Genomic DNA, 12,635 nt, shown 5'->3' with positions numbered 1-12,635 from the left:
AACGCAGAGGAATATGTTTCCATGCGTTTTTTTCTTCCTTTTTATGCGCCGGTTCCTAAAATTTCTACTTTATTAACGTAATCTAGTGCTTTTAATTTATTTAATAATGTATGTATATCGTCGTTTATTGCTGAAATGTCTAGAGATAACGTGACGTTAGCTTTTCCTTGTAACGGAATGGTTTGATGGATTGTTAATACGTTGCATCCAGATGTAGCTACAATGGCTAACAATTCTGAGAGTGCTCCTTTTTGATCGTCTAAATGGAAAAACAAGGAGATTATTTTTTCTTTTACAATTTTTTGAAATGGAAACACGGTGTCGCGATATTTATAAAATGCGCTACGGCTTAAGTCGACCTTTTTAACGGCTTCGGCGACGGAGGGTACTTTACCTCTGGCTAGTAGTTCTTTGGCTTCTAGTGCCTTTGCCATTGCTTCTGGTAGTACATCTTCTCTAATTAAGTAAAATTTCTCGTTAAGCACAGCCTCTCTCCTTAAATGAAATACAAGACACCCTAAGATATAGGGTACTAACTGTTGATGATAGCACGAGGCATTCGCTTTCCGCGGACGGTAAAAAGGAAGGTTATTTTCACTATAGTGAAAAAACCTAAAAACCTAAATATACTATTAAGCAAAACAAGTTGATGATAGCACCCGCAGGAGTCTCGCGCCTCGTATTTTTTATTAATAATATACAGAAAAGAGAGGATTAAGCATCCCCTCTTTAGTGAATATATTAATCGATGAATTCGAATTCGAAGTCCATTAGGCGTACGATGTCGCCGTCTTTTGCTCCGCGTTGGCGTAGGGCTTCGTCTACTCCCATACCACGTAATTGGCGAGCGAAACGACGAATAGATTCTTCTCGTTGGAAGTTTGTCATAACGAATAACTTCTCTAACTGCTCACCAGACACTACCCATGTGCCATCTGGCTCACGCGTAATTTTGAAGCCAAGCTCTTGTTTTTCATGCTTATAAAGAACATTTAATTCTTCCGTTTGTTCTTCGTGTAAAGGATATTCTGGTGCATCCTCTAATTCATCTGCTACTGCAAATAGAAGATCACGTAAACCTGTGCGGGAAATCGCAGAGATTGGGAAAATCTTCACTTCATCCCCTATTTGCTCTTTAAACGTCTCTAAATTTTCTTCTGCACCAGGCATGTCCATTTTATTGGCTACAATAATTTGTGGACGCTCTGTTAATCGAAGGTTGTACTCACTTAATTCCTGGTTGATTACATTGTAATCCTCAAATGGATCGCGCCCTTCTGTTCCTGCCATATCAATAACATGTAAAATAACACGTGTACGCTCAATATGACGTAGGAATTGATGGCCAAGGCCAACACCCTCGTGTGCACCTTCAATTAAACCAGGTAGGTCTGCCATTACAAAACTTCGGTTATCATCCGTTTCTACTACTCCTAGATTTGGAACAATCGTTGTGAAGTGATATTCCGCAATTTTAGGTTTTGCAGCTGAAACAACTGATAATAAAGTTGATTTACCAACACTCGGGAATCCTACAAGACCTACATCTGCTAGCACTTTTAACTCAAGGATAATGTCACGTTCTTGTCCTGGTTCCCCGTTTTCCGAAAGCTCAGGAGCAGGATTTGAAGGAGTAGCAAATCGGCTATTTCCTCTACCACCACGACCACCCTTTGCAACAACAAACTGTTGACCATGTACGGTTAAATCCGCCAAAATCTCTTCTGTTTTTAAATCTTTAATGATTGTTCCAGGTGGAACTTTAACAACCATGCTCTCTGCATTACGACCGTGCTGGTTTTTACTCATCCCATGTTCCCCACGGTTTGCTTTAAAGTGACGCTTGTAACGGAAGTCCATTAACGTTCTTAGTCCTTCTTCTACCTCAAGAATAACGTTAGCACCTTTTCCTCCGTCACCACCAGCTGGACCACCATTGGGTATATATTTTTCACGACGGAAAGCAACCATACCGTTACCGCCGTCTCCACCTTTTACATATATCTTGACCTGATCGACAAACATTTTTTATTCACTCCGTCCTACTAAAAAGAATTGGAATTTTATTTTGTGATTATTTCACACTCTACTGTGTATTCCAAGTCAGTCCCAATTTGATTTACATTCGTAAAAATACAGTTTTCACTATCAAACCACATTTTCACATTATCGTTCTCTAATATTATTCCACTTAAATCGAAAAAGAAACGAACGAATCCATCTTCACATTCGATACTAAAGAATAATTTATTTTCTGCTCGCTTGTCCACACTACTTTCAATTGTTTGAAACAATGTTTGAATGGCTGTGTAGAGCTTGTTGTCATAATTCGATAAATTTTGTGGGTTGTTAAGCATTTCATACTCTATGGAAAATAATTTTGGCTCCCAACTAAATGTTAGAATATATTCGACAAATTGTGGAGCTTGTAAGTTAGATAAACAAGCTTCGTGATGGGCTTCCATTACAATCTCACTTATAAGGTCTTCAATCCGTTCATATCGTTGTAGCGCAAGGTTTGCTTTTATTAACTGGATTTTATTTAACCAATCATGCCTCGAATGACGCAATACTTCAATCGTATCTCTATTTTTCATTTCATTAGTCTCCTACCACTTTTTCCGAAACAGTTTTCTGTTCAAATTATAACAAAGATAAGAAAAGAATGGAAAAGATAATTGAATTGTAAAATATTAATTTGTTGATTGGAGTGGAAGGCGCGAGACTCCTGCCTAAATGCAGGTAAAGTGATACACGCTTGTGCGAAAGCTACGAGAAGGCTCACGAGACTGCCCGCTTAAAACGAGTGCCTTCTACTCCAATCAACAAAAAAATAAAACTCTAACCAATCGGCTAGAGTTTTATTCCATCACCTTAAGCTTCTTGAGCTACAGGATATACGCTAACTTTTTTGCGGTCACGTCCGAAACGTTCGAATTTAACAACTCCGTCCACTTTCGCGAATAAAGTGTCGTCTCCACCACGTCCTACGTTTTCACCTGGATAGATTTTAGTACCGCGTTGACGGTATAAAATTGATCCACCAGAAACGAATTGACCGTCTGCACGCTTAGCGCCTAGACGTTTAGAAATAGAGTCACGTCCGTTTTTAGTACTACCTACTCCCTTTTTGGAAGCAAAGAACTGAAGATCTAATCTTAACATTGAGATCCACCTCCTAGTTAGAAATGGTTATATATTTTTTATAATCACGTTCAATTGTCTCTAGAGACACGACCATGCCTTCTAAAAGCAATTGAATTTTTTCTTTTGTTGATTCTTCTAAATTAGATGGAATCGAACAGCGAAGAAAACCGTCTGCTCCTTGCTCAATATGAGGAGTAACGCCACATAGCGCTATAATAGAATTGACTGTTCCGAATGAAACAGCGGAAACTCCAGCACATACAATGTCGGACCCTTTTTTGGCAAAGTTAGCATGTCCACTGATTGTAAACGATTCGATTTTATTAAAGTCGTTTCGTTTAATCTTTACTTTTATCATCTGTTATACCAAATTAAGCGTTGATTTTTTCAACAGTTACTTTAGTGTAAGGTTGACGATGACCTTGCTTTTTACGGTAGTTCTTTTTAGCTTTGTATTTGAATACAGTTAGCTTTTTCGCACGACCTTGTTTTTCAACTTTAGCTGTTACAGAAGCACCTTCTACAACAGGGCTACCAACTTTAACAGTTTCGCCACCTACGAAAAGAACTTTGTCAAACGTTACAGTGTCACCTTCAGTTGCATCAAGTTTCTCGATGTAGATCATTTGACCTTCTTCAACTTTGATTTGTTTACCACCAGTTTCGATAATTGCGTACATTCTCTGCACCTCCTCATTAGACTAAGACTCGCCAGCATCAGGTGTATGAATCTAGTTCATCCTTATATGTACCTGGACTGTGCGGTTGTAGCACGGGTGCGCTACAAACTAACAAAGTATATCTTAGCATAGCGAGAATCGCAATGTCAATATACTTTTAGCGTTTTCAATCGTTCTTTCGCATCTAAAACAGACCCTAAAAATCTTAATTCAAAAAAAGGAGCCCCTTCTTTTACTATATAAAATACTTCAACTTGTACGTTACTTAAAGTTTGAAGATATCTTTTAACGTTACTAGTTGTTTCAACTATCACCGCCTCTATGTCAGTAGAAACGCTTGAAAGCTCCCTTTCTAATTGATAAGCAACTGTTTCTGCAGAAAGAACTCTCCCAGCACCATGGCACGCTTCACACGATTGCTTGAGTAAGTTAGTTAATGGCTCTCTTCTTTTTTTTCTTGTTATTTGCAGTAAGTCAAGTTCGGTAAATCCAACTGGTACGACGATTGCTTTATCTTTTTTCGTTTCTTCTTTAAAAGTAGAAAGGATTACGTTTCTATCTTTGTCGCTTTTCATTTCAATGAAATCAATGATGATAATGCCGCCAATATCTCTTACTCTCAGTTGTCTTGCTATTTCAGTTGCCGCTTCTTTGTTAATGAGCGTTGCCGTTTCTTGAAAGTTCGTTTTCCCTGTGTACTTTCCACTATTAACATCAATAACCGTCATTGCTTCGGTATGTTCAATAATTATATAACCCCCGCTTGGTAGCCATACAATTTTCTTCCTTAGTTTCTCTATTTCCTGTTCAATTCCATAATGAGAAAATATATTTTCTTTTCCATTGTAAAAGTGAACAGGAGCATTGTGATTTCTCAAAAACTGAAACGTCGTTGAATCATCTACGTAGATTTTATGGATTTCTTCTATTCCAATATCCTTTATTGTTTTACCGATAAAGTCGTTGTCTTCAAAGAGTAAGGAAGGAGCCTTCCTATTTTGTGATTTCTTTTGCAAATCAATATATTGCTGTTGCAAATCCGCAAGCTCTTTTTCGATTAAGCTTACAGCTTTTCCTTCTGCGTTTGTGCGGATGATGATGCCTTCTTCTTTTGTACACCAACTATTTGCAAGTTCACGCCACTTTTCTCGTTCTTCTTTCTTCATTTTTTTCGACACAGATTTAAACCTTCCGTGTGGTTGGTAGATGACATGGTCACTAGTGAACTCTATTATGCCAGTAAGTTTTGGTCCTTTATTTCCATCGCCATCTTTTAATACTTGAACGATGATTGCTTCTCCTTGGTGCACCCATTTAGAGATGCTTGTTTTTTCTTTTTCCGCTTTTGGTGTAAAAGAGGCTTGGTAGGACGACAAATGGTCGCGATGAATGAAGCCTGGTTGCCCTTCACCGATATCGACGAAAGCAGCTTGCATGCCAGGTAGTACATTCAAGACGCGACCTAAATATATGTTTCCTTCGATTTGTTTGTAAGTTGGACGGCTGAAAAATAGTTCGGTTAGTTTGCCGTCTTCTTTTAACACAATCCTTTTTTCGGTTCCTTTTATATTCATCCAAAGTTCTTTCAAACTAATTTGCCTCGCTTATATTAAAATAAATTTACGTACTAAACGTTGCAGTTCGCTGTAGGTGCTCGCTTTCCGCGGGCGGTCGCGGGAGCCTCCTCGGCGCGTTTTGCGCCTGCGGGGTCTCCCTTGACACGCATTCCCGCAGGAGTCTCACACCTACAACGAACTGCAACTTAATAAGTATTAATAATACAGTTTATTGTACTAACTTGCTTTATAAACAACTCAGTAGCATTAACTTATTAGTATGAATAAAGAATATCTCCTATATCGATTGTCGTCAATCTTTCGGTGAAGTAGGCGTGTAAAATTTCGTTTTCGTCAAGAGGTGATTGTTTTTTGTCGCCTTTCATGACAATGACATTGTGTTTGCATCCACGTTGAAACTTTTGTAGGACGTGTTGGATTTTTTCTTTCTCATCCACCACTATCGGTTCAATCTTCGAAAAACTAATAGATTTACCGTAATATCGTTCCACAAGGAATCGAACAAACACATAATGCCGGTGCTTCCACTCATGGTATAGCGAATAAAAAAGGAAACTAGCGATAATCCAAATATTTAAGTGATAAGGGTCTATAAATAAATAAACAATAAAAAAGCATGCTAAAAAAATGCTAGAAAAACGCAATACATTCTCAAAAGCATCTATGAATGGCTGTTTTTTACTTAAGATTAGAAACAACAATTTTCCACCATCGAGTGGCCATATTGGTAAAAGATTAACAATAAAGATCATTATATTCATTATCATGAAAAGTTCGAATGTACTAGTTGAAAGAAATTGAAGAGTGTGAAGAACATAGGCACCTATACCGAGAAGAAGGTGCTGGAAAGGTCCCGCAAGGGTAACAATTAATTCTTCCTTCACTGGTCGATTTCCATGTTCTTCCGTTTCACATACTCCGCCAAACGGCAATATTAATATTTGTTTAATTCTCCAAGAAAAAAACGTCGCCGCGACTGAATGGCCTAATTCATGCACGAAGACGATAATAAATAAAAGAAGTAACTCCCAGAAGTTTGCTGTCACAATCGAAATTCCAATAATGACCCAAAAGATTGGATGAATATGAATTTTCTGTGCCAATGCAAGCCATTTATTATTCAAATGATATCACCTGGATTGGATCAATGAATTGATCCTCTTTTTTAATTGCAAAGTAAAAAACTCCGTTTGTACCATCACTACTTTCACTCGTTCTTCCTAGTTCTGTTCCAGTTTCAACAAATTGAAATAACTTAACATCAATCGTTGCAAGATGACCGTACCACGTTTGTGTTTTGTCTGGGTGTTGAACAATGATCGTGTTTCCCGTGTCAGGTTTTTTCCCTACAAAATTTACCCATCCTTCATTCATTGCTTCTACTTTTGAGTGAAGAATAGTCTCTACAAGAATGCCTTGTCCATTGCTTTCGAAGTTTTCCATCACACGACTAGTTGCTGGTACAGCATATTGAGTGTTCGTTTGTTCTGGATTGGTACGTGTCGGTTGTAATTGTGCTGGTAAAATGGCAGACAAACTGCCAAATCGATCTTCATACCATTTGGAAACAGCGGCAAACTGAAAGCTTTGTTCCATCGATTGAACAACAAATTGTCGAGGCTTTTCAAAGGTTGGTGACCCATCTTTAAACATGATACCTACTACTAGTACTAAAATGGCCGAAGCTAGTATTTTAAATATAAACGCTTCTTTATTGAACAAAGGATGTCCATTTCCATCCATTGGCCCATCTTCAAAAGATGTATACGTATTGGAATATTTTTCTTCATCCTTTAACATGTACGACGACACTTGACTTTGCCTCGTTCGATTTTTTAATTTATTTTGTCTTCGCTTAGCAGCTCGTTTTTTCATCGCTTCAATCTGTTCGTTCATACACACATCCCCCAAACTGTATTTCTAGTACTAGCATTATATGACTTGTCCAGTAGGAAATATGTCAATACACAATTAAAAACCAAAAATAAAAAGAGTAGAAAAATCTACTCTTTTATCGATACTTCACAGAAATATTATGTTTTGCACCTTTACCAATTGGATCTATTAAAAACACTTTTTTCCCTTCTATTCTCTTCACACCAGTAATAGATAAAGAGGCGTTTCCACCAACTTCTACAGTATTAGTAAATTGAACATCTGAGATATTTATAACATTCAATTCAGAAAATCTACTAACTACGTTAACTGGACCTTGGAATACTACGGAGCTAATGCTGTCACTACTTCTTACGTTCAAAATAGAGTTGCCACCGATATTAATTGTTTCATTAATGATTACTTTTCCACCGCTAACAACCAAATCACAAATAATATTGCCTTGAAAGTCATATGGGATATTTTTACCACTTATATTACCATTACCGACTCTTCTTCTACAGCTGTGTATAAAATTCCCCTTTTCATCATCATCATTAAAAACAGGAGCATCTGTACCAGGCTGGGATCCTGTGTCATCTGAATCAGAATCATCATCTGGATTTGGATCAGTTCCAGGTGTTCCTGGTGGATCGGGAGTCTCTTCATCTTCTGGTTCTGGTAAGGTAGCATTCACGTACAATAAGCGAATCACTTCTTTTTCTTTCAAGGTAGCCCCATTAGCTATTCCTTTACTAATATAAGTAATAACTACTTGATCGCCTTCCATTGTTACATCTTCATAACCCACTTTAAATTTAAGGTTACCGTTTTGAGGTGTTAATGAAATTTCTACTGCTTTGTCAATACTTGATAATTCCTCTTTCACTTCATCCGCATTCATGTTTGTTATTAAACTAGTGGAAGAAACTGTTACCTTTTTAACATCTTCTCTAAAGTAGAGTTTTCCCATGTCTGTTAAATTTTTCAACTGCACCGACTGTTCCGTTATTTGATTTTGCTTAGATGTATTCGTCACACTGTTAATCAAAGGTGGTGTCATTAAACCTACAACTGCGATAATTAAAATTACTGCTACAAGCGTGTATCCTTGTTGATTGTTTAAGTACTTCATTTATTCACACCTTTCTTATTCATAATCATTTAAATTAATATAATGAAACGTATCATACACAATTTTTCCTTTTGGATTTGTACCAACAGATTGATAAATCTTAATATGTGTACGGGACAAAAATAGATCTCTTTCCTCCGGAGTCGAACAGATGATAATGTCTAAGTAATATTCTTTATTATTTACTTCATAATAAAATAGATTTACATCGTCCTTGTATTCTAGGTCAACATCCCCACTAAAACTATTATTAATATTTAATGGGTTTTGACCACATACATATTCGTTTAAAAACAACAAATCAATAATGTCGTCACTTTGCTTCACATTAAACATTATTCTCTCTGCTATATTAATACCTGTAAGTTTATCTTCCTCTTTCACAGAGTAAAACAACGCTTGTGAGAAAAAACTTAAAAATGTTACAATAATGATGCTTAATATTACAATGGAAACTAATATTTCTATTAATGTAAAACCTTTATTATTTTCTAGTATTTTTTTTTTATTTTTTATAAACAATTCGACTCACCCTACTATTCTACAAGTCTAGCTATATTTTACTATATTTTACGGAAAATGGTGAAAAATTTGAAAAAAAAATTAATTTTTGTTCAAAACAATCATGGTTTAACATTAATTGAGCTACTAGCTACTATAGCCATCGCTTCTATAGTCCTAGTTCTTATTACTACTTTATTAATCGCTACACAAAAGCAAAATAATATGACACAAACACATAACGCCATTCGCCAGGAAGCAAATTTCATTATAACTAATTTAAGAAATTTGCACGATGTTGAACCATACACCATATGTTACCATACAGATAAAAAGATTTATTTAGACAATTCATTATCAAGCGCATTAGCACACTCTAAATATTTTTTCGAAGATGTAGTAATTAAACAAGAAGGTAACATAATAGAAGCTACAAATAAGTGTATAGAAAATATAGATATACATGTACCTATAGAAGTAAAATTCACTATAAAAGATGATTACAACAACGCATATACGATTGATACTGTAATAGATAGAGTTGCTCCATTTCCAGAAACGGATACATCTAACTAAACGGTAAAAAGCTACCTTCCTAGTAACGGAAGATAGCTTTTTTATTATCTTACTCCAAAAAACTTCTTTAGTTTATGCATAACACCTTTATTATCTTCATCTAAAGATTGTAAAGGTACAGACTCACCTAAAATACGGCGAGCGATGTTTCGGTATGCGATGGATGCTTTGCTTGTTGGATCTAGGGCGATTGGTTCGCCACTGTTAGATGCGCGAATAACGCTGTCATCATCAGCAACAATACCAATAATGTCAATCGCAAGGATTGATACAATTTCTTCGACATCTAGCATTTCACCGTTCTTTACCATATGGTTACGAATACGGTTAACGATAAGGCGTGGCGGTTCAATGTTTTCTTTTTCTAGTAAGCCAATAATTCGATCTGCATCGCGAACAGATGAAATCTCTGGAGTTGTTACAACGATCGCTTTATCTGCTCCAGCAACGGCATTTTGATAGCCTTGTTCAATTCCAGCAGGGCAGTCAATAATAATATAATCATAGTCTTGCTTTAATTCTGTAATAAGTTTTTTCATTTGCTCAGGATTTACCGCTGATTTATCACTTGTTTGTGCAGCAGGTAATAGTTTTAAACATTCAAAACGTTTGTCGTTAATTAACGCTTGATGCGTTTTACAACGACCTTCAATCACATCTACTAAATCATAGATGATACGGTTCTCTAAGCCCATGACAACATCTAAGTTGCGTAGGCCAATATCGGTATCTACTAAGCATACTCTTTTTCCTTGTAATGCTAGAGCTGTTCCTACATTAGCGGAAGTTGTAGTTTTACCAACTCCACCTTTACCAGAAGTAATTACGATAGCCTCTCCCACTTGTTACATTCTCCTTTCAAGCCTAGTTAACATTGGTCTTAGATGCGAAAGCATTTGTAAGCGGTCAATGATAATCGCTTCGTTATCATCAATATAAGCGCATTCCATTTCATTGCTTCCTTCTAGTTGTTCTGTTAAATCAGGAGCTCGATTAATAACATCATGAATGGATAGTATGTTCGGTTTCATTACACTCGCTGCAATGATGGCATCTTTTTTTCCAGCTTGCCCTGCAAATGCATTTCCACGTAAAGAGCCTAAAACAAAAATATTTCCACCAGCTTTTATCGTACCACCTGGATTCACATCACCAATCAAGAGTAAATCGCCTTCTACTTGTAATTCCTGTCCAGAACGAATCATTCTTGCAACAGAGACAATTTCTTCTTCTTGCTTCCACTTTTGTGCTTGTTCTTTCGTGATTACATTACTTTCGATAGACTCCACCATTAAGTTCTTTTTACTTCTTATCACATTACGAAGTTGTTCTTCTTGTTTATTTGTACAGTAGCGATTCCCTACCTTTAGACGAACCCCAAGTAAAGGGGAATCATCTTGCTCTCGGTTACTATCTGTAGAAAGTTTTGCTTCTAACTCACTTACTAATTCTTCAAAAGAACAACTATCATCAAGATGTAACGTTAGTCCTTCTTTTGTTCCTTTTATCGTTACATATTGTTGTTTTTGCCTACTCATGACGTTCACCTCAACGAGTATAACTTTCGACATAGGCTATTAAAATTCCTTGTTTTGCATCATAATTATGTACAATCTATAAACCTATTAACTGTTACAAGGAAATAATTGCTAGTCTAATTTATACTCACCTAAAAAATTAGGTGAGTACATATTTACTATTATATACTATTTTACTCTTCATTCATTTCTAATACGAGATTATTTAGAAATTTTTTCAGTGGATAGATTAAAATGATTGCTGCTGTTGCATTAAATAATAGGGTCGGAAGCAATCGAGTATAAAGAAATTGATCATGCATCATTCTCGTAGATCCTATAATGGAATGGATGCTATAAGCTGTATATTCAACGAATACAACACTAATAGCAGCAGCAAAAACAGCCACTAAGGCATGATTATGAATAATGCGCATTAGTAAAAACGCACCATAAGCTACTAACGTAAAGGAAAAAATATAAATCCCCATAATTCCTGTATAGACAATATCTATTAAAAAACCAAACACAAGACTGTAGACGATACCGAAATATAAGCCACCATAAATGGTAATAAAGATAAGGGCAATTAGGACGAAGCGTGGAGCAATAATCCAATCTTCATGCAATGAGTGTAGCGGGAAAAAGTCGATCGCCATACTTTCAAATACGAAAAGGAAAATGATGATGACTGGTAAGAAGTATCTTCTCACTCTGAGCCCTCCTCTTCGTTTTCGCCTTCTTCTTCGTCTGCTTCCGTTTCTACTTCTTCGTCAAACGCGTCAAATTCTGATGCCATTTTTCGCTTCGTAATCATAACATGATTTATATCATAAAAATTAGCAGCTGGCTTTACATAAACGGTTTGTGTTAAACCAAACTCGTCTGAAACGACTTCTAATACTTCTCCGATTAGAAGACCTTGTGGAAAAATACCACCTAAACCAGATGTTAATACTTTGGATCCAGATTCAATTTCTGCATTATGTGGAATTCTTTTTAACATTAAAGCTTCTCGTTCTTCATCATATCCTTCGATAAGTCCGAAGAAATTTTCATCCCCTTGTATATATGCAGAAATTCTATTTTTCGGGTCTAATGAACTTAATAGTTGGACGGTAGAAGTAAATGGAGTTGTGTGTTTCACTTTTCCAATTAATCCAGTTGAAGTAATAACAGCCATGTCTTTTTCTATTCCATGCTGTTTTCCTTTATTAATGATAATCTGTTCTCGCCATTGATCAGGATTTCGTCCAATTACAGTCGCTGGCATCGGGTTATAGTCACGCAATGTTTCTATTTCCCCTAACACTTCACGTATTTCATCGTTCTCTTGTTCTAATCGTTGAACTTTTGTTTCAAGAATCGCATATTCTTCCAATCTAGCACGAAGTAGTTTATTTTCTTCATACGTATTTTTCAAATGGCTTACATTCTCAAAGAAACCCGCGACATAGTGTGCGGGTCTATACAAAATGGATTGAACAAAGCCTGAAGTATCTTTTACGAACTGCTCTGGCCAAGATAACTCTTGACGCTCTTTTAATGAAAAACCAATCAATGCCACTAACACAATCAAACTAACTAACAAGACAATTAATTTTTTGTTAAGGAAGAATTGTGGCAT

Annotated in this window: 16 protein-coding genes and 1 other annotated feature; of the genes, 1 reads left to right on the top strand and 15 read right to left on the bottom strand. The window is 36.3% G+C overall.

The window, feature by feature from the left end:
- Positions 1-41 precede the first annotated feature (41 nt).
- The 11 genes from CDZ92_RS01570 to CDZ92_RS01520 all read right to left on the bottom strand — a co-directional run bounded on the left by CDZ92_RS01570 (position 42) and on the right by CDZ92_RS01520 (position 8,936).
- A complete protein-coding gene (locus tag CDZ92_RS01570) occupies positions 42-485 on the bottom strand; it encodes an ACT domain-containing protein (protein ID WP_096153208.1) in 444 nt (147 codons plus the stop codon).
- A 256-nt stretch (positions 486-741) separates the two neighbouring features.
- Positions 742-2,025, bottom strand: a complete 1,284-nt coding sequence (gene obgE, locus CDZ92_RS01565) for a GTPase ObgE (RefSeq protein WP_096153207.1) — start codon at positions 2,023-2,025, stop codon at positions 742-744.
- A 38-nt stretch (positions 2,026-2,063) separates the two neighbouring features.
- Positions 2,064-2,597 (bottom strand): Spo0B C-terminal domain-containing protein, encoded by a 534-nt coding sequence (locus tag CDZ92_RS01560; RefSeq protein ID WP_096153206.1) that lies wholly within the window; start codon positions 2,595-2,597, stop codon positions 2,064-2,066.
- A 277-nt stretch (positions 2,598-2,874) separates the two neighbouring features.
- Positions 2,875-3,165 (bottom strand): 50S ribosomal protein L27, encoded by a 291-nt coding sequence (gene rpmA, locus CDZ92_RS01555; RefSeq protein ID WP_026558613.1) that lies wholly within the window; start codon positions 3,163-3,165, stop codon positions 2,875-2,877.
- 13 nt (positions 3,166-3,178) lie between these two features.
- A complete protein-coding gene (locus CDZ92_RS01550) occupies positions 3,179-3,505 on the bottom strand; it encodes a ribosomal-processing cysteine protease Prp (protein WP_096153205.1) in 327 nt (108 codons plus the stop codon).
- 13 nt (positions 3,506-3,518) lie between these two features.
- On the bottom strand, positions 3,519-3,827 hold the full coding sequence (gene rplU / locus CDZ92_RS01545; protein WP_096153204.1) for a 50S ribosomal protein L21: 309 nt from the start codon (positions 3,825-3,827) through the stop codon (positions 3,519-3,521).
- Positions 3,828-3,841: 14 nt separating this feature from the next.
- Positions 3,842-3,924: a sequence feature (ribosomal protein L21 leader region), on the bottom strand.
- A gap of 49 nt (positions 3,925-3,973) precedes the next feature.
- Positions 3,974-5,416: an Rne/Rng family ribonuclease gene (locus CDZ92_RS01540; protein WP_096153203.1), complete on the bottom strand. Its 1,443-nt coding sequence runs from the start codon at positions 5,414-5,416 to the stop codon at positions 3,974-3,976.
- A 242-nt stretch (positions 5,417-5,658) separates the two neighbouring features.
- Positions 5,659-6,528 carry a M50 family metallopeptidase gene (locus CDZ92_RS01535; RefSeq protein ID WP_096153202.1) on the bottom strand — a complete coding sequence of 290 codons (870 nt, stop codon included), beginning with the start codon at positions 6,526-6,528 and terminating at the stop codon, positions 5,659-5,661.
- The gene (locus CDZ92_RS01530) at positions 6,521-7,300 is read right to left on the bottom strand and encodes a M23 family metallopeptidase (RefSeq protein WP_096153201.1); all 780 of its coding nucleotides are present in this window, start codon (positions 7,298-7,300) and stop codon (positions 6,521-6,523) included. The genes CDZ92_RS01535 and CDZ92_RS01530 overlap by 8 nt, the downstream gene beginning before the upstream one ends.
- Before the next feature lie 115 nt (positions 7,301-7,415).
- Positions 7,416-8,414 (bottom strand): type II secretion system protein, encoded by a 999-nt coding sequence (locus CDZ92_RS01525; protein WP_096153200.1) that lies wholly within the window; start codon positions 8,412-8,414, stop codon positions 7,416-7,418.
- A gap of 15 nt (positions 8,415-8,429) precedes the next feature.
- Positions 8,430-8,936 carry a prepilin-type N-terminal cleavage/methylation domain-containing protein gene (locus CDZ92_RS01520; RefSeq protein WP_096153199.1) on the bottom strand — a complete coding sequence of 169 codons (507 nt, stop codon included), beginning with the start codon at positions 8,934-8,936 and terminating at the stop codon, positions 8,430-8,432.
- A 69-nt stretch (positions 8,937-9,005) separates the two neighbouring features.
- On the opposite strand from CDZ92_RS01520, the gene CDZ92_RS01515 reads away from it, so the two are divergent.
- Entirely contained in the window at positions 9,006-9,491 is a 486-nt protein-coding gene (locus CDZ92_RS01515; protein ID WP_157842679.1) for a PilW family protein, read from the top strand.
- 44 nt (positions 9,492-9,535) lie between these two features.
- Here the strand turns inward: CDZ92_RS01515 and minD are convergent, their stop codons facing one another.
- The 4 genes from minD to mreC form a co-directional block, all read right to left on the bottom strand.
- Positions 9,536-10,333, bottom strand: a complete 798-nt coding sequence (gene minD, locus CDZ92_RS01510) for a septum site-determining protein MinD (RefSeq protein ID WP_096153197.1) — start codon at positions 10,331-10,333, stop codon at positions 9,536-9,538.
- Between the two features lie 3 nt (positions 10,334-10,336).
- A complete protein-coding gene (gene minC / locus CDZ92_RS01505; RefSeq protein ID WP_096153196.1) occupies positions 10,337-11,029 on the bottom strand; it encodes a septum site-determining protein MinC in 693 nt (230 codons plus the stop codon).
- A gap of 173 nt (positions 11,030-11,202) precedes the next feature.
- Positions 11,203-11,721, bottom strand: coding sequence for a rod shape-determining protein MreD (gene mreD, locus CDZ92_RS01500; RefSeq protein ID WP_096153195.1), 519 nt, complete (start codon positions 11,719-11,721; stop codon positions 11,203-11,205).
- Complete coding sequence (gene mreC, locus CDZ92_RS01495) at positions 11,718-12,635, bottom strand: rod shape-determining protein MreC (RefSeq protein WP_096153194.1); 918 nt, start codon at positions 12,633-12,635, stop codon at positions 11,718-11,720. Before mreC ends, mreD begins: the two co-directional genes overlap by 4 nt.

The organism is Bacillus sp. FJAT-45066 (assembly GCF_002335755.1).
GTDB lineage: Bacteria > Bacillota > Bacilli > Bacillales > Bacillaceae_I > Bacillus_CD > Bacillus_CD alkalisoli.
The sequence above is the reverse complement of the archived record's forward strand: the minus strand, read 5'-3'. Positions and strand labels throughout refer to the sequence as shown.